The 20,939-nt window shown below is 62.2% G+C and carries 15 protein-coding genes; 7 read left to right on the forward strand and 8 right to left on the reverse strand.

Going from position 1 to position 20,939, the window contains the following annotated elements; all coding sequences use genetic code 11:
- On the reverse strand, positions 1–230 hold a 230-nt coding region (locus QZ511_RS10230), incomplete at its 3' end, for a substrate-binding domain-containing protein (protein WP_295802213.1).
- Between the two features lie 219 nt (positions 231–449).
- Here QZ511_RS10230 and QZ511_RS10235 point away from each other — a divergent pair.
- The 4 genes from QZ511_RS10235 to QZ511_RS10250 all read left to right on the forward strand — a co-directional run bounded on the left by QZ511_RS10235 (position 450) and on the right by QZ511_RS10250 (position 7,057).
- Positions 450–1,076 (forward strand): TRAP transporter small permease subunit, encoded by a 627-nt coding sequence (locus QZ511_RS10235; protein WP_295802214.1) that lies wholly within the window; start codon positions 450–452, stop codon positions 1,074–1,076.
- Complete coding sequence (locus tag QZ511_RS10240; RefSeq protein WP_295802215.1) at positions 1,073–2,434, forward strand: TRAP transporter large permease subunit; 1,362 nt, start codon at positions 1,073–1,075, stop codon at positions 2,432–2,434. The genes QZ511_RS10235 and QZ511_RS10240 overlap by 4 nt, the downstream gene beginning before the upstream one ends.
- 131 nt (positions 2,435–2,565) lie before the next feature.
- Positions 2,566–3,456, forward strand: coding sequence for an ABC transporter ATP-binding protein (locus tag QZ511_RS10245; protein WP_295802216.1), 891 nt, complete (start codon positions 2,566–2,568; stop codon positions 3,454–3,456).
- 19 nt (positions 3,457–3,475) lie between these two features.
- Positions 3,476–7,057: an ABC transporter permease subunit gene (locus QZ511_RS10250; protein WP_295802217.1), complete on the forward strand. Its 3,582-nt coding sequence runs from the start codon at positions 3,476–3,478 to the stop codon at positions 7,055–7,057.
- An 81-nt stretch (positions 7,058–7,138) separates the two neighbouring features.
- Here the strand turns inward: QZ511_RS10250 and QZ511_RS10255 are convergent, their stop codons facing one another.
- The 6 genes from QZ511_RS10255 to QZ511_RS10280 all read right to left on the reverse strand — a co-directional run bounded on the left by QZ511_RS10255 (position 7,139) and on the right by QZ511_RS10280 (position 14,944).
- Positions 7,139–8,008, reverse strand: coding sequence for a CopD family protein (locus tag QZ511_RS10255; RefSeq protein ID WP_295802218.1), 870 nt, complete (start codon positions 8,006–8,008; stop codon positions 7,139–7,141).
- Positions 8,009–8,011: 3 nt separating this feature from the next.
- On the reverse strand, positions 8,012–8,371 hold the full coding sequence (locus QZ511_RS10260) for a copper resistance CopC family protein (RefSeq protein WP_295802219.1): 360 nt from the start codon (positions 8,369–8,371) through the stop codon (positions 8,012–8,014).
- Positions 8,372–8,426: 55 nt separating this feature from the next.
- Positions 8,427–11,567 (reverse strand): efflux RND transporter permease subunit, encoded by a 3,141-nt coding sequence (locus QZ511_RS10265; protein WP_295802220.1) that lies wholly within the window; start codon positions 11,565–11,567, stop codon positions 8,427–8,429.
- Positions 11,564–13,147: an efflux RND transporter periplasmic adaptor subunit gene (locus tag QZ511_RS10270; protein ID WP_295802221.1), complete on the reverse strand. Its 1,584-nt coding sequence runs from the start codon at positions 13,145–13,147 to the stop codon at positions 11,564–11,566. Before QZ511_RS10270 ends, QZ511_RS10265 begins: the two co-directional genes overlap by 4 nt.
- An 18-nt stretch (positions 13,148–13,165) precedes the next feature.
- A complete protein-coding gene (locus QZ511_RS10275) occupies positions 13,166–14,461 on the reverse strand; it encodes a TolC family protein (RefSeq protein WP_295802222.1) in 1,296 nt (431 codons plus the stop codon).
- Positions 14,462–14,554: 93 nt separating this feature from the next.
- Positions 14,555–14,944 carry a hypothetical protein gene (locus QZ511_RS10280; protein WP_295802223.1) on the reverse strand — a complete coding sequence of 130 codons (390 nt, stop codon included), beginning with the start codon at positions 14,942–14,944 and terminating at the stop codon, positions 14,555–14,557.
- A gap of 190 nt (positions 14,945–15,134) precedes the next feature.
- Between QZ511_RS10280 and QZ511_RS10285 the strand changes: the two genes are divergently transcribed.
- From QZ511_RS10285 to QZ511_RS10295, 3 genes are all read left to right on the forward strand, one after another.
- Entirely contained in the window at positions 15,135–15,524 is a 390-nt protein-coding gene (locus tag QZ511_RS10285; RefSeq protein ID WP_161856907.1) for an acyl-CoA thioesterase, read from the forward strand.
- Between the two features lie 390 nt (positions 15,525–15,914).
- A complete protein-coding gene (locus tag QZ511_RS10290) occupies positions 15,915–18,497 on the forward strand; it encodes a TonB-dependent receptor (RefSeq protein WP_295802224.1) in 2,583 nt (860 codons plus the stop codon).
- Positions 18,498–18,581: 84 nt separating this feature from the next.
- Positions 18,582–19,481, forward strand: coding sequence for a hypothetical protein (locus tag QZ511_RS10295; protein ID WP_295802225.1), 900 nt, complete (start codon positions 18,582–18,584; stop codon positions 19,479–19,481).
- A gap of 58 nt (positions 19,482–19,539) precedes the next feature.
- Here QZ511_RS10295 and pbp4b read toward each other — a convergent pair whose 3' ends face one another.
- Positions 19,540–20,916: a penicillin binding protein PBP4B gene (pbp4b, locus tag QZ511_RS10300; RefSeq protein WP_295802226.1), complete on the reverse strand. Its 1,377-nt coding sequence runs from the start codon at positions 20,914–20,916 to the stop codon at positions 19,540–19,542.
- Positions 20,917–20,939: the final 23 nt, after the last annotated feature.

Raw genomic sequence — 20,939 nt, forward strand, 5'->3', positions numbered from 1 at the left:
TGGCAGAACAGCTTCATGCCGCCGCCGGTACCGGTGGATTCCACCACCGGCGTCTTGAACTGGGTGGCGCGGCTGAAACGCTCGGCCACTACGGTGGTGAAGGGGTATACGGTGGAAGAACCAACGATGCTGATATGGTCGCGCGCAGCCAGGGCGGCGTTGGAAGCGGCGATGGTCAGGGCCGCCAGGGCCGTGGCCAGGGCTTTCTTGCTTGCAGAGCGCTTGTTCATTTGAGTCTCCAGTGTGTTCAAAATATCTGCACGCGGCGCATGCTATGTCGATCTGGTGACGATTCTATGAATGAAACATTACAAACAGATGACAAATACAGGATAGTTTTTGAACAGCGGTCCGCTTTAACGGTGGCGCCGCCTGTGGCCAGGGGGTAGGCTTCCACACTGGCACAATAAACAGCCAATACAAGAATAAGATTGTTTGAGAGAACACACATGACCCTTCTGTTGCGGGCCGCCAGTGGCCTGGACCGCTTCGCCGCCACTACCGGGCGGGCGCTGGGCTGGTTCACCCTGGCCATGGTTGTCACCCAGAGCCTGGTTGTGGCACTGCGCTACGGTTTTGACACCGGCTCCCTGGCACTGCAGGACGCCGTTACCTACCTCCACGGGGCCGCCTTCATGCTGGGCCTTGCCTATGCCCTGCAAAGCGGCGCCCATGTCCGGGTGGACGTCTTCTACCGCAATATGACCCCCCGCGGCAAAGCCTGGGTGGATGCGGTGGGTTGCCTCATTTTCCTGCTGCCCCTTTGCACCTTCATTGCAGTGGGGAGCTGGCACTTCGCCGCCAACAGCTGGGCGGTGCAGGAGACTAGCGCCAGTGCCGACGGCCTCGGCGGTGTCTACCTGCTGAAAAGCCTGATGCCCCTCGCCGCCGCCACCCTCTCCCTGCAGGGGCTGTCACAACTGTCCCGAAGCCTGTATACCCTGATGCAGGTGGAGGCAGCGGACAGCGCCCGCGGCGCGGATCCGGCTGCCGACCACAAAAATCGCACCGCGGAGGCAGAGCAGCCGATGATGCGCGCGTCCGCGAACAAGCTCAGCGGGGAGGTGAGCGCATGATCGAGCTGATCCCCCTGCTGATGTTCGTCGCGGTGTGCGCGGCGCTGACGTTCGGCTACCCGGTAGCCTTCACCCTGGGTGGCACCGCGCTGCTGGCTGCGGGCCTCGGTATCGTCGGCGGCATCTTCGATGCGGAGCTGCTGCGCGCCTTCCCCGACCGCCTCTACGGCATCATGCAGAACGGCACCCTGATGGCGGTGCCGCTGTTCGTACTGATGGGCGTGATGCTTGAGCGCGCGCGCATCGCCGAGGAACTGCTGGTCAACCTGGCGCGGGTGTTCTCGGGTATTCCCGCGGGGATGGCGGTTTCCGTGGTGGTGGTGGGCGCGCTGCTCGCCGCCAGTACCGGCATTGTCGGCGCCACCGTGGTCACCATGGGCCTGATGTCCCTGCCGACCATGCTAAAACGCGGCTATTCGCCCAGGCTTGCCACCGGCACCATCTGCGCCACCGGCACCCTGGGCCAGATCATCCCGCCATCCATCGCGCTGGTACTGCTGGGGGACACCCTGTCCAACGCCTACCAGCAGGCCCAGCTCAGCCAGGGCATTTTCAACCCGCAACCGGTGAGCGTGGGCGACCTGTTCGTCGGCGCGATCATTCCGGGCCTGATGCTGGTAGCCGCCTACATCTGCTATCTGCTGTTCATCGCCCGCCGCGAACCAGCAGTCACCCGCGACAGGCACGAGGAAGTGGAGCTGCTGCAGACCCTGAAGAGCCTGTTCCCGCCCATCGCGCTGATGCTGCTGGTGCTGGGCTCCATCATCACCGGCGCCGCCACCCCTACAGAGGCCGCGGCGGTGGGCGCCCTCGGCGCCGGCATCCTGGCCTGGAGCCGCGGTGCCCTGGGCTGGAAGCGCGCCGGCGAGGTGGGGCAGAGCACCCTGCAGGTCACCGCGATGGTGTTCGCGATCCTGATCGGTGCATCGCTGTTTTCACTGGTATTCCGCGGCTTCGGCGGTGAGGAAGTGGTTACCCACCTGTTCGAGAGCCTGCCCGGCGGCGTGGTCGGCGCGACCCTGCTGGTGATGCTGGTGATCTTCCTGCTGGGCTTTATCCTGGACTTTATCGAGATCACCTTCGTGGTGGTGCCCATCGTCGGCCCGGTACTGCTGGCCATGGGTCTGGACCCGGTGTGGCTGGGTGTGATGATTGCGCTGAACCTGCAGACTTCCTTCCTGACACCGCCGTTTGGCTTTGCCCTGTTTTACCTGCGCGGCGTGGCCCCCGTGGAGGTACCCACTGGAGCGATTTACCGAGGGGTAGTGCCGTTTATTGCGATTCAGCTGCTGGTGATGCTGTTGCTGGCGGTGTGGCCTGCGCTGGCGACCTGGCTGCCACAGCTTACTCAAGCCTGATGCACTTCTGATGCGAAGTGCAGAGCCCGTCGGCCACACCCGGCCTTTCGTCTCAATTCCCCCACCGGCGCCGCAGGCGCCGGCACCATCCATAAAAATCACAAAAAAACAACTGATAAAAGGAATTTGCCATGCTGGAAATCACGAACCTTTCCAAGACCTACGACAACGGCGTGCGCGCGCTGGACAAGGTCAACCTGAGCATCCCCAAGGGCATGTTCGGCCTGCTGGGCCCCAACGGCGCCGGCAAGTCCTCGCTGATGCGCACCATCGCCACGCTGCAGTTCGCAGATAGCGGTTCCGTGGTCTTCGACAGCGTGGACGTGGCCGCAGAACCACACAAGATCCGCGCGACCCTCGGCTACCTGCCGCAGGACTTCGGCGTCTACCCGCGCATCTGCGCCGAGGACATGCTCGACCACATGGCGGTATTGAAGGGCATCGGCAATAAAAAGGAGCGCCGGGAACTGGTGGCGGAGCTGTTGCACCAGACCAACCTGTACAACGACCGCCGCAAGAATCTCAGCGGCTACTCCGGCGGCATGCGCCAGCGCTTCGGCATCGCCCAGGCGCTGATCGGTGACCCGCAACTGATCATCGTCGACGAGCCCACGGCCGGCCTGGACCCCCAGGAGCGCAACCGCTTCCACAATCTGCTGAGTGAGATTGGCGAGAATGTGGTGGTGATCCTGTCCACCCATATCGTCGAGGATGTGGCGGACCTGTGCCCAAACATGGCGATTCTCGCCGGCGGCCGTATTGTCGCCCAGGGCAAACCGGAGGAACTGGTAAACGGGTTGCGCGGCCGCGTGTGGCGCCGCACCGTCGCCAAGGCGGAGCTGGCCCAATGCCGCGAGGAATACGATGTGATCTCCACCCGTCTGCTGGCGGGCCGCCAGGTGATTCACGTGCTGGCGGATTCGCAACCCGACGCGGGCTTCGAGCCGCTGCAGCCGGACCTGGAAGACGTCTACTTCTCCACCCTGTTTGGCCAGCGCCAGGCCACAGAAGAAGCCGCTTGAGGCGGGGGAGGACACAGACATGCTGTTATCCATCGCGAAATTCGAATTTCGCTACCAGCTGCGACAGCCGGTATTCATCGTCACCAGCCTGATCTTTTTCCTGCTGACCTTCGGCGCCACCACCGCGGACAATATCCAGATCGGCGGCGCCAACGGCAGCACCCTGATCAACTCCCCCTACGCGATCATGCAGACGCTACTGATCATGAGCGTGTTCGGCATCTTCATTACCACCGCCTTCGCCGCCAACCCGGTGCTGCGCGACCGCGACATGAAGATGGACGGCATCGTGTTCAGCACGCCGATCCGCAAACGGGACTATCTGCTCGGGCGCTTTACCGGCGCATTCGGCGTCGCCTTCCTGGCCTTCTCCACCACCGCACTGGGGATGCTGATCGGCTCCTGGATGCCGTGGCTGGACCCGGAGCGCCTGGGGCCAACCAATATCATCCACTACCTGCAAACGCTATTTGCGATGGTGCTGCCCACCATGCTGTTCTGCGCCGCGCTGTTTTTCAGCCTGGCGGCGGCAACCCGCAGCATCATGGCCACCTACCTGGGCCTGATCGCCTTCCTGGTGCTGTATTTCACCAGCCAGGGCGTTATGGATGAGCCCGCCTACCGCGCTGTTGCGGCGCTGGCGGACCCCTTCGGCCTCGCCGCCTTCGAAAATACCACCCGCTACTGGACGGCCTTCGACCGCAATTCCATGATGGTCCCGTTGAGCGGGGAATACCTGCTGAACCGCCTGGTGTGGCTCTGCGCCAGCGTGGCGCTGCTGTGGTTCGGCTACACCCGCTTCTCCTTTGCCGACCGCAAACCCCTGTGGTCGCGCCGCAAGGCCGCCGCAACTCAGGAAACACAGGAACCGGTTCAGCAGCACATTGCACTGCCGCGGGTTACTCCCACCTTCAACGCCGCCGCCACCTGGGCACAGTTCCGCGCGCGCTGTGGCTTTGAGGTGAAATCGGTGGTGAAGAGCCTGGCCTTCTGGGTGATCCTGGCCCTCGGCGTGTTCAATGTGCTGGGCGCCGCGCTCAATCTGGAAGCCTTCTTCGGCACCTCCGTGTACCCGGTCACCCGCTCCATGGTGAACCTGATCCAGGGCGCCTTTGGCCTGATCATGATGATCATCCTGATCTACTATTCCGCCGAGCTGGTGTGGCGCGAGCGCCAGGCGGGCTGCGACCAGATCTTGGATGCGGTGCCCACCCCCAGCTGGATCTTCGTGGCCAGTAAATTTATCGCCATGCTGGTGGTGCTCGCCGGCATTCTGGTGGCGAGCATGCTGACCACCATCGCGGTGCAGCTGGGCAAGGGCTACCTGACGCTGGAACCGGGGCTCTACTTTTACGGCCTCTGGTACCAGTTTGCGATGCCGTTTTACCTGCTGGCGATGCTGTCGATTTTTGTGCAGGTGGCAGTGCGCAACAAGTTCCTCGGCATGCTGATCATGGTGGGCTACCTGATCAGCACCATGGTACTGGACGGCCTCGGCTTCGAGCACAACCTGTACCAGTTTGCCGGCCGCCCCGCGGCGCCCTATTCGGATATGAACGGCTACGGCCACTTCGAGCAGGGACGCGCCTGGTTCGCCTTCTACTGGGGCTGCTTCAGCCTGTTGCTGGCGGTGCTCAGTTACGGCCTGTGGCAGCGCGGCGCCCTGGAACCCCTGGGCCGCCGGCTGCGCGCGCTGCGCTTCCAGCTCGACTGGCCAAGCCGCACACTGGCGGCCAGCGCGCTGGTGTTATTCGTGGCCAGTGGCAGCTTCATCTACTACAACACCAACGTGCTCAACCACTACGAAACCAGCAAGGACCTGGAACAGCTTTCTGCGGACTACGAGAAGCAGTACAAGTCCTACGCCTCGGCTTCGTTCCCGCGCATCACCGACGTGCAGGCCGATGTGGATATCTACCCGGACGAGCGCCGCTACGAAGTGCGTGGCAGTTACCGGCTGGAAAACAAGACGGACACCCCCATCAGCGAGATCCTGGTGGGCGTCGACCGCAGCCTCACCGTCAACCAGCTGGAAATCACCGGCGCCTCGCTGCGGGAAACGGACGACCGCTTTGGCCAGCGCTTCTTCGATCTGGACAAGCCGCTGGCACCGGGCGAATCCCTGAACCTGGAATTCGACCTGAGCCGCATTAACCGCGGTTTTGTCAATTCCGGCTCTGCCACCACGCTGGTGGACAACGGGACCTTTTTCAACAACATGGAGGCCTTTCCCTACCTCGGCTATAACAAACAGGCCGAGCTGACCGACCGCCACCTGCGCAAGAAGCACGACCTGCCGCCGCCGCAGCGCAAGCCCAAGCTGGAGGACAGCAGCCACTACGGCGAGTCCTATCTGCGCGGCGACTCCGACTGGGTGAACTTCGAGACCACCGTCAGCACCCGGGCCGGGCAGATCGCGCTGGCGCCCGGCTACCTGCAGGAGGAGTGGGAAGAGGGCGGCCGCCACTACTTCCGCTACAAGATGGACGCGCCCATCCACAACTTCTTCTCCTACCTGTCTGCGGACTACACGGTGGTGAAGGACCAGTGGAAAGACGTGGCCATCGAGGTCTATCACCACAAGCCCCACGCCTACAATGTGGAACGCATGATCGAAAGCGTGAAAAAGTCTCTCGACTACTTCAGCGAGGCCTTCAGTCCCTATCAGTACCGCCAGCTGCGTATCGTCGAATTCCCCGGCTATGAGACCTTCGCCCAGGCGTTTCCGAATACCGTTCCCTACTCGGAAGCCATCGGCTTTATCGCCGACCTGCGCGATCCGGACGAGATCGACTACGTCTTCTACGTCACCGCCCACGAGGTGGCACACCAGTGGTGGGCGCACCAGCTGCTGGGCGCCAATGTGCAGGGGGCAACGATGCTGTCGGAGACCCTGGCCCAGTACTCTGCGCTGATGGTGATGGAACACGAGTACGGCCCGGAGAAGATCCGCAAGTTCCTCAAGTACGAACTGGACCGCTACCTGAGCGCCCGTGGCACCGAGCTACTGGAAGAGTTGCCGCTGGCGCGCAACGAGGATCAGGCCTACATCCACTACCGTAAGGGCTCGGTGGCCATGTACGCGCTGAAGGACGCCATGGGGGAAGAGGCGGTAAACGCTGCGCTGGCTTCGCTGCTGAAGGACAAGGGCTTCTCCAGCGACCCCTATCCCACCAGCATGGATCTGGTAGCCCGGCTGCGCGCCCGCGCCAGTGCCGACGAGCAGGAGCTGATCACCGATATGCTGGAGCGGGTGGTACTGTTCGATCTCAAGGTGGACAGCGCCACCATGGAACCGCTGGAAAACGGCCACTACCGGGTGAAGCTGGATGTAGACGCGCGCAAGTTCGAGGCGGACGGCGAGGGCCAGGAACAGGAACTTCCCGTGCACAACAGCTTCGATATCGCGATTTTCGCCGAAGATCCCGACAAGAACTCCGACCCGGAGAATGTGCTCTACTTCGCCAAGCAGGCGCTGGACGGGCACGCCTCACTGGAATTTGAGGTCGACCGCAAACCGGCGGTGGTGGGTATCGATCCTTACATCAAGATGATCGACAAGAACCCCGAGGACAATTTGCGGGAGGTGAAGGCGTTGTAGGGCCTGTAGAAATGGCCACCGGGTTCGTTGAGAGCCCTGTGGCCATTCCAATTGATAGTCCGGTGGCGGTGGAGCACCAACTCAGTGTCCCGGCGGCCCCACAACAGTGGACAGGACCCCGGTAACCACCAGAACACCCACCGCCAGCGCAAGGTCGATCACCAGCGCGACAGTCAGTGGCCGGGCAGAGCGGCCGCGGTTGAGGGCGGGCACCAGCCGCCAGCGGTTAAGTATCGCAATAGACAAAAGCCCGCCGACTAACAGCAATTTGCCCAGCAACAAAGCCCCCCAGACCGACACCAGCGTCACCGGCAAATCGCCACCCAATCGCAGCAGCAGGTAGACGCCGCAGACGAGCAACAGCACAACCGGCATACCAATGGCGCGGCCAAACTGTTGCATTGCCCGCGCCACTACCGCCTGCGGGCTTTTTACCACCAGCCACAACAGCAACGGCAGCGCACCGATCCAGAAGCCTGCAGCCAGCACGTGAATCGCCAACGTCCATTTTGCCGCGGCAGTTTCCTGACTGAGATGTCCGGTCAATGTAAATGCGTAGGCCTGAATCAGCAGTGCGCACAGTCCGAGTCCCCATACGAACAGCAATCCCGCGCGCCCGGGTTTTGCCAGCGCGAACGCCGCTGGCAGAGCCAGCAGCAGACCCGCCACGCGGGTTTTCACCAGCGCACCGGCGGAGGTGTCCCACAGCATCTGCGCCACCGCCCCGTCAAACAGACCGGCGAATCCGGACTCCGCGAAACTCCCCACCTGAAACAGGAAATACAGGATCGCCCCCGGTATTCCCAGCAGAACACTCAGCCAGATGGCCCGCGCGCACTGGCGACGAACCGGGGCGGCCAGCATCGCCAATAGCAGACCGCCGGCGAGCGCCACAAAGCCCGTGTAATAGACGAATTTTGCGGAGACCAGCAGCCACTCCCAGCCGCTCACGGGTCAGTTGGATCCGTGTTGCATAAAGCCGAAATTACCCGACATCTTGTGCCCGTCCGGGCCCATGGCGACCCAGTGCACCTCGTAGCTGTCCACCGCCAGTGCCGGGATTTTCACACTGTATTTCTGCGCGCTCTCCGCCGCCGGCTTGAAGTCGATAGCAATGTCCCCGGCAGCACTGCCGCGCAGCTCGACTTTCATCAGTCGCACCGGTGCGCTGAACTGCAGCTCAATGGCGGGCACACCTTCCATCAGCATGCTGCCGTCGGCCGGCTTGGAGTTCACCAGTTTCGAGTGGGCGAATGCCGAAGTGGCTGTGAACAAGCCGATCACCAGCGCCAGTACAAATGACAATTTCTGCATCTTGATTCTCCGTTTTATCAATGGTTAAACACTCAGAACTGGAACATTCGCGGGATCAAGCCCCACTGTTTCCACCGGTAATGCCGCGCCCTTTCCACAGGCGGTAAACCGCCGGTAGCACCATCAAGGTCAGCAACATGGCGCTGACCATGCCGCCAACCATCGGTGCGGCAATGCGCTGCATCACCTCGGAACCGACACCGGAACCAATCATCACCGGCACCAGGCCGATAAACACCGTGGCGGTGGTCATCAGTACCGGGCGCATGCGCTGGCCGGCACCGCTGCGGATCGCATCGCGCAGATCGTCCAGGGTGGGTTTGCGTTCGGCGGCTTCGCAGTCTTCCTGTGCCCGCTTCCAGGCCTGGTTGAGATATACCAGCATGATCACACCGATCTCCACCGCCACCCCGGCCAGCGCAATAAAGCCCACGCCCACCGCCACCGACAGATTGAAGTCGAGCCAGTACAGCAGCCACAGACCGCCGATCAGCGCCAGCGGCAATGTGCCCATGATCACCAGCACCTCGCCCACATGGCGGAAGCTGAAGTACAGCAGCAGCACGATGATCCCCAGGGTCACCGGCAACAGCAGCCCCAGGCGCTCGCGGGCGCGCTCCATGTATTCGTACTGCCCGGACCACGCCAGGGAATAGCCCGGCGGCAGCTCCAGGTCGTCCGCCACCAGCTGCTGCGCCTCCGCCACCCAGCTGCCCAGGTCGCGCTCGCTGCTGATATCGATGTAGATCCAGCCGTTGGGGCGCGCGTTCTCGGTCTTGATCATCGGTGGGCCGCTCTGTACGGCAATGGTCGCCACATCCCCCAGGCTCAGGTGGGTACCGTTGGGAGCCACCAGCGGCAGTCCGCGCAGGCTTTCCGGGGAGTCGCGCCAGGCCTGTGGATAACGCAGGTTGATCGGGTAGCGCTCCAGCCCCTCGGTGGTTTCGCCCACCTTCTTGCCGCCCACCGCGGTGTCGATCACCGTCTGCACATCCTGAATATTCAGGCCGTAGCGGGCCGCCGCGCTGCGGTCGATGTCGATATCGATATAGCGGCCGCCCTCCACGCGCTCGGCAAATACCGACGCGGTGCCGGGTACATTTTTCAGCAGGGTTTCCAGGCGGGTGCCGATCTGTTCGATCTGGTGCAGGTCGGGCCCGGCGATCTTGATTCCCACGGGGGTCTTGATACCGGTGGCGAGCATGTCGATGCGGGTCTTGATCGGCATGACCCAGGCGTTGGTGACGCCGGGCAGCTGCACCGCTGCGTCCAGTTCCGCGCGCAGTTTTTCCGGGGTCATGCCCTCGCGCCACTGGTCGCGGGGCTTGAAGCGCACGATGGTCTCGACCATGGTCAGCGGCGCTGGGTCGGTGGCGGTTTCCGCGCGGCCCATCTTGCCCCACACCTGCGCCACTTCCGGCACCTGCATGATCATCTTGTCGGTCTGCTGCAGCAGCTCGCGGGCCTTGCCGATGGAGATGCCGGGATGGGTGCTGGGCATATACATCAGGTCGCCCTCGTCCAGCGGTGGCATAAATTCACTGCCGGTTTTCGATAGCGGATACAGCGCACTGACGAGCAAGACTAGCGCAGTGATGACCACCGGCAAGGGATGGCGGATCGCCAGTTCCAGCATTGGTCGATAGGCCGCGGTAAAGGCGCGGTTGATGGGGTTGGCCTGTTCCGGCTTCACCGCGCCGCGCACCAGGTAACCCATCAGTACCGGCACCAGGGTGATGGCGAGGCCGGCGGCCACCGCCATGGCATAGGTCTTGGTGTAGGCCAGCGGCGCGAACAGGCGTCCCTCCTGACCTTCCAGCGCGAATACCGGCAGGAAGCTCAGGGTGATGATCAGCAGGCTGAAAAACAGCGGCGGTCCCACCTCGCTGGCGGCCTCACCGACGACCTGCCAACGGTTGTCGTCCGTGAGCGGGGTGCGCTCCATATGCTTGTGCAGGTTCTCGATCATCACGATGGCGCCGTCCACCATGGCGCCGATGGCGATGGCGATACCGCCCAGGCTCATGATGTTGGCGTTGATCCCCTGCAGATTCATCACGATAAAGGCACCGATGATCCCCAGCGGCAGGCTGATGGCGATCACCAGCGACGAGCGCAGGTGGAACAGGAACAGCGCACACACCAGTGCCACCACGATGAATTCCTCCAGCAGCTTGTGCCACAGGTTATCCACCGCGCTATCGATCAGCTCGCTGCGGTCGTAGGTGGGGACGATTTCCACCCCCTCCGGCAGGCTGCGCTGCAGTTCATCGAGTCGCTCGCGCACGCCGTCGATCACCGCGCGCGCGTTTTCGCCAAAGCGCATCACGATCACGCCGCCCACGGCCTCGCCCTCACCGTCGAGCTCCGACAGCCCCCGACGCATCTGCGGGCCCAGGTGCACATCCGCCACATCCCGCAACAGCAGCGGGGTGCCGGCGGCGTTCACCAGCAGCGGCAACTGGCGCAGGTCTTCCACGCTCTGGATATAGCCGCTGGCGCGGACCATGTACTCCGCTTCCGCCATCTCCACCACCGAGGCGCCGGACTCGCGGTTGCCGCGCTCGATCGCCGCCTGCACCTGGGCCAGGGTGAGGTCGTAGGCGCGCAGGCGCAGTGGGTCCACCTGCACCTGGTACTGGCGCACCATGCCGCCCACGGTGGCCACCTCGGACACCCCGGGCAGGGTCTGCAGCTCGTATTTCAGGAACCAGTCCTGCAGCGAGCGCAGCTGTGCAAGGTCGTGGTGGCCGCTGCGGTCCACCAGGGTGTAGCTGTAGATCCAGCCGACGCCGGTGGCGTCCGGCCCCAGCTCCGAACGCGCAGCACTGGGCAGGCGCGGCGCTACCTGGCTCAGGTATTCCAGCACCCGGGATCTTGCCCAGTAAAGGTCGACATCGTCGTCGAAAATGACGTAAACGTAGGAGTCTCCGAAAAACGAGTAGCCGCGTACCGTGTGCGCCCCGGGCACACTCAGCATGGCGGTGGTCAGGGGGTAGGTGACCTGGTCCTCCACCACCTGCGGCGCCTGGCCCGGGTAGCTGGTCTTGACGATCACCTGCACGTCGGACAGATCCGGCAGCGCGTCCACCGGTGTGTTGCGCAGGCTGTAGAGGCCGGCGATGGCCAGCACCACCGCGCCGATCAGCACCAGTGCGCGGTTGTGCAGGGACCATTGAATGATACGCGCGATCATTTCTGCGGCTCCTGCTGGCCATCGTGATCCATTTCGCCGTGATCCATATCGCCGTGGTCCTTCTGCGAATGGTCCATTGGCTCTTGCTGCTCGGGTACCAGGGAACCACCGGCCACGGCGCGGGTGGCGATCACCTCGTATTTGCCGTCATCGCGCTGGCGCATCTGCACCCGCAGCGGTGCGCCGCTTTCCAGCGCCGCGCGCAGCGCCTGTTGTGCGGCCTCCGCCACATAGAAACCCATCACCATGCCGGGCCAGTCCCATTCCGGCACCGGACCGTGTTCGAGGCGCGCGTAGTGGTTGTCGTCGGGCATGCTCACCACCGTGGCCTCGGCCCAGGCGGTGTCGGCTTTTGTCGACTTTTTGCCGCTGTTAGCGTCGTTTTCACCTTCGATACGCTTGAGATCGGCACTGATACTGGATTCGGAATCCAGCAGGAACTGGGCGGACGTGACCACCTGGGTACCGGGTTCTATTCCGGCGAGGATTTCCACCCGGTCTCCCAGCTCGCGGCCCACCCGCACCCGCACCGAGCGGTAGCGGCCATCGCCCTCGGCGATCACCAGGCGATCCATGTCACCGGTACGGATCAGCGCGCTGCGCGGTACCGTCAGGGTATCCACCTTCGGCCCTTCCAATTGCAGGCGCACGAACATGCCCGGGCGCAGGGACTTGTCCGGGTTGTCCACCAGCACCCGCACGCGCAGGGTGCGGGTCTTGGGGTCCAGGTCCGGCAGAATGTGCACCAGCTTGCCGGTCCAGGTGCGCCCGGGTGCGAAGTCGCCCTGCAGGGTGGCGGTATCCCCCACCCGTACCTGGGCGCCCTGTTTCGGGAAGAGTTCGCCCTCGATCCACACGGTTTCCAGTGGGCCGATACTCATCAGGGTGGTGGCGGGGGTGATGTACATTCCGTCGCGGGCGGCGAACTCATTCACGTAGCCATCGGTGGGTGCGTACAGCGTGATAGTCTGGCTGACCTCGCGGGATTTGCTCAGTGCGCGCACCTGCTCGGCGGGTACGCCAAGGCTTTTCATGCGCTCGCGGGTGGCCTCGATCAGGGTGCGGTTGCCACTCTCCAGTGCCGCTACCAGTTCGCTCTGCGCCTTCACCAGCTCCGGCGAATAGATCGCCGACAGCGGCTGCCCCTTGCGCACATGGTCGCCCACCGCCTTGACCCAGCTCTTCTGGATCCAGCCGCTCAGGCGGGTGTGCACATGGTGCAGTTTGTCCTCGTCCAGCTGCACCAGGCCCACCGTTTCCACCCGGGTCGCCACCGGGCCTTTTTCGGCCCTGGCGGTGCGCACCCCCAGGTTGTTTTCCACCTGCGGCGAGATGGACACGGTACCCGGTGCGGATTCTCCTTCCTCGCCCTCGTAGACCGGCACCAGATCCATACCCATGGGCGACTTTCCGGGTCCGTCGCGGCGATAGTTCGGGTCCATGGGCGCAACCCAGTAAAGAATTTTCTTTTCGCCACTGGCGCTTTGCGCGGCGTCATCTCCGCCGGACAGACCGCGGCCGATCAGGACCCCCGCCACCAGGGCGATGATGGCGAGGACGGCAATCAGTAGTTTGTTCATAGTTTCAGGGACCGCTGGTTATTTGCTGTTGGCGTCGATGTCGGTATCGACGGCGCGGAAGTAACGGATGCGCGCCAGCGCGCGGAAGTAGCCGTAGGTGAGGCGGGCGGCGCTGATCTGGGTCTCGATGGCGTCCATACGCGCGGCGATCACCGCCTCCAGATCCGCGGTGTTGCTGGCGTAGCCCGCGAGCACCGCGTCGGCGGTATCCTCGGCCTGGGCCAGCAGGTCCTCGCGGTATTCGTCGCGGCGACGGTCCAGGGTCTGGGCCATGGCCACAGCACCGTTCAGTTCTGCGTGCAATTGCTGCAGCAGGTTCTGGCGCTGCAGGATGCCGGCGCTCTCGCGCGCGCGGCTGGCGGCGAGCCGCCGGTCCTGGCGGTTCTGGCGGAACAGCGGCAGGTCGAATGAGACCATCACGCTGGCGAAGTCCGAGCCGTCGCTCGCGGGAGTACGGTCGCGCTGGCCATAGGCAAAATCGACCCCGAACTGGGGCTTGTAGGCCTCCTGCGCCAGCGCCACATTGGCCCGCTCCGCCGCCACCCGGGCACTGCTGGCGGCAACAGCCGGGTGCTGTTCCACCAGCGCCATCGGTACCGGCAGGGACTGTCCCGCCAGCCAGTCGCGGGGGTCCCGCCAGGCCGGTGGTGCGGTGTCCAATGCGCCCCAGGCGGCGCCGCCGATCCAGCGGCCGAGCGCGCCGCGGGTGCGATTGATCTCGCCATCGACGGCCGCGATACGATCCTCCAGCCGCGCCAGCGCCAGCTGCGACTGCAGCAACTGCTGGGACTGGATCTGGGCACTGGCAAGGCGCGCGCGGTTGTAGCCCACCAGCTCCTGCATCCAGCGCAGGTTTTCCGCCAGCAGTTCGCGCTCCCGCAGTTGCTCGGCAACGGTGAGATAGGCGAGCGCCACATCCCGCGCCAGTGCCAGCTCCATATCCGCGGCACCGGCATAGCCGGCCTCCGCGGCGTGGGCGCCGCGTTCGCCGGCGAGTAACGCGGAATCCCCGCGGGGCAGCTTCTGGCTGATACCGATGACTTTCTGGGTCATCGGCTGGTCGTCGAAGGCAAAGGTATCGGTAGGCAGGTTGGCGATACCCAGTTTCACCATCGGGTCGGCCCACTGGGCGTCCGCCACCGCGGTTTCTGCCGCGGCGTCGGCGGCGGCGAGGGCGGCGGCGGTCTGCGGATCCTGCTCCCGTGCCAGCTGGATGGCGCTATCGAGGGTCAGCTGCGCCCACGCAGGTGCGGTAAATGTGGCAATCAGCAGCGCCGGGGCCAGCCGGCCCAGGGCGCGCGTAACAATTCCCATGGATAAATCCTGTATGACTGATGCTGGATCGCGGCATAGGTTGCCGGACGATCGTCGATTTATGCGCCAGGCAAGGCGCGGATTACCGGAGCATCAGGCGCCGATGGGCGGGCGCAACAGGTTTCGCTGTGAAGCAGCAAGCGGGGAGGGGGAGATTGGCTGGCGCGGAGCGATGGACGGCAGGGCATTGATCTGCCACTCCAGGGCGACGAGCACCGCCGCGCCGCAGCCGCCGACCGCACAGGTCAGCAGGCACAGGTCTTGATCAGAGGTGTCCGCCGAATCCTGACAGCAGGGCATGTCGCGGTGATCGCCAGACATACCTGCGTTGCCATGATTGTCGCCATGTGAGTCTGCCTGCAGCATCATCGCCGCGTGCCCGCCGTGGGGCTCGGCGCCCTGATCACAGGCAGGGGCAACCGCCAGAGCCAGGCTCTGGGCGGCAAAACACCACAGGATCAGGGTCAAAATCAGTGCACGCATGCTGCGCAGTCTAGGAGATGTATGAAACCCATACAAGCTGGCGCGGATTATGCTGCGGTTTCGGGAAAAATTAACAGAACTGGCGCTGGCTAATTAGTACCCAGTTTGTGCTAGAATGCGCCACCCCGACGGGCACCCACCACACGGGTCCCGGCGGACCAATAAATCTAAAAACCTGTGAGCTCCAGCGATGTCTGCCATAGATGAAGAACCGCAACCCAGCGGCACCCTGACCCTGCAAACCCAGTCCATGCCCCGGGATACCAATCCCCAGGGTGACGTCTTTGCCGGATGGCTGATGTCGCAGATGGACGTGGCTGGCGCCATCCTCGCCCAGAGTATTGCCCGCGGTCGCGTCACCACGGTTGCCGTCGGCAGCATGGTGTTCCTGCGCCCGGTAACGGTGGGCTCCACCGTCAGCTGCTATGCGGAAACCCTGGAAGTGGGTCGCTCCTCCATCAAGACCCTGGTGGAAGTCTGGCTGACCCGGGTGGACACCGGCGAGCAGGTAAAAGTCACCGAAGGCGAGTTCGTATTCGTCGCCATAGACGATCGCGGGCGCACCCGGCCGCTGCCCTGATATCACCAGGATGCTGGAACTCTGCATCGGTAGCCCGCATATTTACCCGGGATACGACGGTGATCGTGCCGCCGCCACAGCGTGGCGGCAAGATTCTCAACCATTTGTGAACACCGGGACCAGTAGCCCTTCTGGAACCAGCAACCCTTCTGAATTGGTATCTCACGGTACCGGTCACCAGACCTCTCCGTAAGGGGGCTCTGGCCTTTGCCAATTTCTCCCCCGTACCGCACCCACTCACTTTGCCGCCCGCTCGGTCAACCACCGCACACGACTGAAACAAATTAGCCGCAAAACCGTCAACTACCTCCCATCAATCTGTCACCTCCGTCAACTAGCCTCGCGCACACTCGTCTATTGATCCAAGATAACAATTCAATGAGGTGCCCCATGGCAGCCGGGAAAAAACTATTCGCTTGCTCGCTTCTTGCCCTGTCCATCACAAACATCCACAGCGCCCTGGCCCAGGAAACGGACACTACCCTTGAGGAAGTTTCCGTAACTGGCCAGCGTCTGGCGCGGATGAAATCGCTGGATCTGAAAAAGAATTCACCGATGATCATGGAAGCCCTGTCTACGGATAACCTGGGCCGCCTGCCGGACAAGAATGCCGCGGAGTCCCTCAACCGCCTGCCCGGTGTCTCCATCCTGATCGAAAAGGGTGAGGGGCGTTTCGCCTCAATCCGTGGCATCAAGCCGGACTGGAACCGCGTCACCATTAACGGCTTCGAGTCCGGGTCTCCGGAAAAAGATGGCAGCGGCCGCTCCATGCCGCTGGATGTGCTGGGTGGCGAACTGTTGCAGAGCGTCGAAGTGTACAAAGCCAAGACAGCCGACCTGGACGGTGAGGGCATTGGCGGCACAGTCAATATCATCACCAAGAAGCCGCTGGATACAGAGGGATTCCAGGCCACCGCTAATGTCCGCTACGGCCAAGAAGAAGCCGACCAGAGCAACCCCTTCTACGACAGCGAGGATCCGCACAACTTCGATATCGCTGCCTCCGGGCGCATCAGCGATACCGTCGGCTGGAGTCTCGGCGCCTCCAGCAGTCACCGCCAGTACCTGGCCCAGGGGATCTATCAGGACGACTGGGCTGAGACCGCTGGCATCGCCTATCCGGAACAGACCAAAAACAACTATTACGTAGTGGGCCGGGACCGCAACACCCTGGTGGGCGGGGTGCAGTTTCTGGTATCCGAAAACACCAGCCTGCTGGCGCAGGGGTTTTACAGTGAGTTCGAAGAATTCCAGCACCGCAACCGTTTCCGTCAGGGCATCGAGCAGGACGAGAGCCTGATTGCTTCTAGCGACGGCGACACCGTCACCATGGCCGAGGGCGGCACTTTTATCCGCGCGGACCTGCGCAGGGAAGACGTCCGCAAGACTCTGGCCAACTTCAGCCTGAGCGGTGAAACAGAACTGCAGGACTGGAAATTCAGTTACGGCACCAATATCGGTCGCAACGAATTGGAAGAGCCCAACGCCGATTGGGACTTCCGTCAGGACACCAGTTCGGATCTGGGGCCGGACAGGTTTACCGTCAATGGCAACGGCGTGGTGGAAATCACTGAGGGCGGACTGCAGCAAAATCAGGCGGGCAACCTGCGCTTCCACGAGGTCAGTTTCCAAGACGACCGGGCGCAGCAGGATCTTGCCTCATTCAAATTCGATTCCGAGTACTTCTACAACCTCGGCGGTTATGAATCGACCCTCAAGTTCGGTATCAAGTATGCAAGCAGCGACAAAGAATTCGATTACCGCAATGAAGCCTATGACATACAGCGGGACAACCTAGCGGGCTACGATGTGGATCGCGGTGCCTTTCTGAACGATGTTGACGGGCAGATGCGCCACAATGTCTGGTTCGACCTGGCCGCACTGAACGCGCTGTTCCGCAACAACCCGGAACTGTTTGAGGCGAGCGGTGGCAACCTGGCGGCGGCTGAGGCCAGCGATCGCCGGGTAGAGGAAACCACTTCCGCAGCCTACGCGATGAACACCGTGGACCTGGGCAAACTGCAGCTCATTACCGGGGTGCGCTTCGAAACCACCGATGTAACGTCCTCTGCAAATCAACTTACCGCCGATGGCGTCTATGAAAATATTTCCGTGAGCGGTGGCAACGACATAATTCTTCCATCACTGCTTGCCAATTATCGCCTGCGCGACGACCTGATTCTACGCGCCGCCTATACCACCAGTATCGGCCGCCCGAATTACGCCGATATCAGCGCGACCTCCCGCTTCAGCTTCGATGAAGACGGTGATGCCCAGCTCAGTATCGGCAACCCGGATCTCGAACCCTATACCGCGGACAACCTGGATGTCTCCCTTGAGTGGTACCCGACGGAATCCAGCGTGGTTTCCCTGGCGTGGTTCGACAAAGATATCGACAACATCATCATTACCGACGAGCGCCGTATCGACGGTGGCAGCTACCTCGGTAGCGACTATGGTGTCGAGGAACTCACCGTCAGTACCCGGATTAATGCCGATACCTCCGATGTTTCCGGCTACGAATTCAATATCCAGCACCAGTTCAGTAAACTGCCGGCGCCGTTCAATGGCTTGGGGGCAAGCTATTCCTTTACCGCCATTGATGCCACTTTCTTCGACAGCAACCTCGGTATAGAGCGCAAGCTGGAAGGACAACCGGAAGAAATCCAGAGCTTTACTGCGTTCTATGAGAACTACGGTTTCTATGCCGGCTTTACCTACAACTACAACGCCTCGTTCCTCACGGATATCAACGCGCTGGACGATGTCAGCGATGATGTCGAGCAGGGCGAATTCGGGCGCTGGGATTTCCGCGCGTCCTACGCGGCTACTAAGCAACTATCGGTCTATCTGGATATCAACAACCTCAACAACGAGCCCACCACCGAATTCCAGGGAGGTAACGAAAGCTGGAATACGGAATACGAGTACGTGGGCTCCACTTATTACCTGGGAGCCAGCTACACGTTCTGATGTTTCCGGTCCGCTGCGATCATTTGATTTTACGGGCCCCAAAAGGGGCCCGTAAATTATCTGTCCCCCGATAAAAGGTGCAGGATGAAATCACTTTTATATTTACTGTCCCCGTTGTGGCTCCTATGCGGCTGGCTGCCAGCAATAGCTGCGGATACCCCGCTATACAAAGCGGAAACCCTGCAACAGATTTCCACCTTCGATGCGCGCCAGGGTGTGGCTGTCGACCGCCAGTATTTTTACGCGGTCAACAACTTCCGCATTACCAAACACGCCCGTGACAGTGGTGAGCCCTTACTGCAATGGGACGGCGAATCTGATGAAACCGGTCCGCTTGTTCACCTCGACAGCGGGATGGTGTGGCAGGGAAAACTGTATGCGGCACACTCCAACTATCCCCAGTGGCCGATGACCAGCTCCGTTGAGGTATGGGATACCGAAACCATGCAACACCAGGCGTCCTACAGTTTCGGCATCGCGCTCGGATCACTCACCTGGGTGGATCGCCACGGCGGATACTGGTGGGCGGGTTTCGGCAATTACGACAAGATCCAAAAAGGCCAGTCCCACCCCTACGGCGATACCGGTAATACCCGGGTAGTGAAACTGGATGACCAGTTCCGGGTACTGGAACAGTGGACCATCCCCGAGGGTATCCTGCAGCGACTGCGGCCGATGAGCAATTCCGGCGGTTCCTGGGGACCCGACAACCTGCTGTACCTCACCGGCCACGATCACCCGGAAATCTATGTGATGCAACTGCCCCGGCACGGCACCGAGCTAGAATGGCTGGCCACTGTATCTGCACCTGAAATTCACGGCCAGGGCATTGCCTGGGATCGTTCATCAGTGGGGCGGGAGCTTTGGGCAATTCGCAAGAGAGACCGCCAGGTATTCCGCCTACAGATACCACAGATCTCGCGCAGCGCAAATCCTGATGTGAGCCCCCACTTGCGGGCACCTGGACAATTCAGTCGGGACTGATTTTCTGCGTCATTACGCGCGCCTCAGTCCCCTGGGCCGGGCTGGCGCGCCGGTGGCCTCAGATATCCATTGCCGCGTATACCGCCGACACCACCTCACCGTAGCGTCCAACCGCAAAGAAATCCCCGATAAACCTGCCGGTATTCTTGCCGGTCTTGATCACCGGGGAGTGCTTTTTGTTGGTGAGCAAAACAATGCCCAGATCGTATTCCGGGTCTATGACGGTGAGGGTGCCGGTCCACCCGGTGTGGCCATAGGCGCGATTGCTGGCGTGTTCGCCGAACATCCACTGCATGCTGTCATCGCCATTGGTTCTCCAGCCCAGGGCGAAGGTGGGGTCCACTTCCGACGGCGCGGTGAATGCACTGATGATCGGAGCATCAAATACCGAGACCTGGCCATAACCACCGCCATTCAGCATCAGCTGTAGCAACACCGCCAGATCTCCTGAGGTGGAAAATAGCCCCGCGTGACCGGAGACCCCGGCCATGGAGTAGAACGCCTTCTCGTCGTGCACCTGACCGAGCAGGGTGCCGGTGCGGATATTGGGAAAGGCAATGCTGCCACCGCGGGTATTGCCCTGCAGTTCGGTTGCGGCAAAGTCCGCTGCTGCAAACCCCTTCTGCAACGGATTGAACCGGGTATGTGCCAGCCCCAGGGGAGCGTATATGGAATTTTCCACGTAGTCGTCGAGCCTTTCCCCGGTAATGCGCTCGACTATCAGCCCCAGCAGCATATAGTCCACATCGCTGTAAACATTGTCGGTGCCCGGAGGGTAGGCGAGCGGTGTCCGCGAAATCATTTGATTGGTTGTGCTTCGGTTCTGGGAATAGAGCCCCTTGGCTACCGACCGATTGTGGTATTGCGGGTCCGGCATAAAGCCGGCGCTGTGGTGCAGTACATCCGCGATGGTCAGCTGGTCTTTTCCACGGATCTGATCAGCATCCCCATCCCGAAACTCTGGCAGGTAGTCGCGCACCCTGGCCTGCAGGTCCAGCCGGCCCTCACTCGCCAGCTTTTGCAGCGCAAAGTTGGTCGCGTACATTTTTGTGTTGGAGGCCAGATCAAACAGCGTGCCGGTGGTCATGGGCACAAACGTTTTCAGCGGCTCTGTACCCGCAAACTTCTGCCGATAGCCGTAACTCGTGTTCTTGACGATCTTCCCATCGCGGATGATCAACAGCACCGCGCCCGGGAACCCGGCGGCCACGTCGAGGGAGATCAGGGTATCCAGTTCTTTAAGCTTGCGTGTGGAAAACCCGGCTTCCTCCGGTGAAGCCGCCGGGCTCAGCTCGGGGAAGCTTTGCGGTTGCGCCGAAGCGGCGAAGCTCGGCAGCGCCGTGCACAGTAGGGTGCAGGCAAGGATCCAGTAAACCGTTTGCCTGGCCAGGTAGCTCAGCCGTTTCTCCTGCTTTTTCTGCAGCCCGTTATCCATCCTTTTCTTCACCCACTGATTCG

Source organism: uncultured Microbulbifer sp., from assembly GCF_913055755.1.
In the GTDB taxonomy this organism is placed as follows: Bacteria; Pseudomonadota; Gammaproteobacteria; order Pseudomonadales; family Cellvibrionaceae; genus Microbulbifer.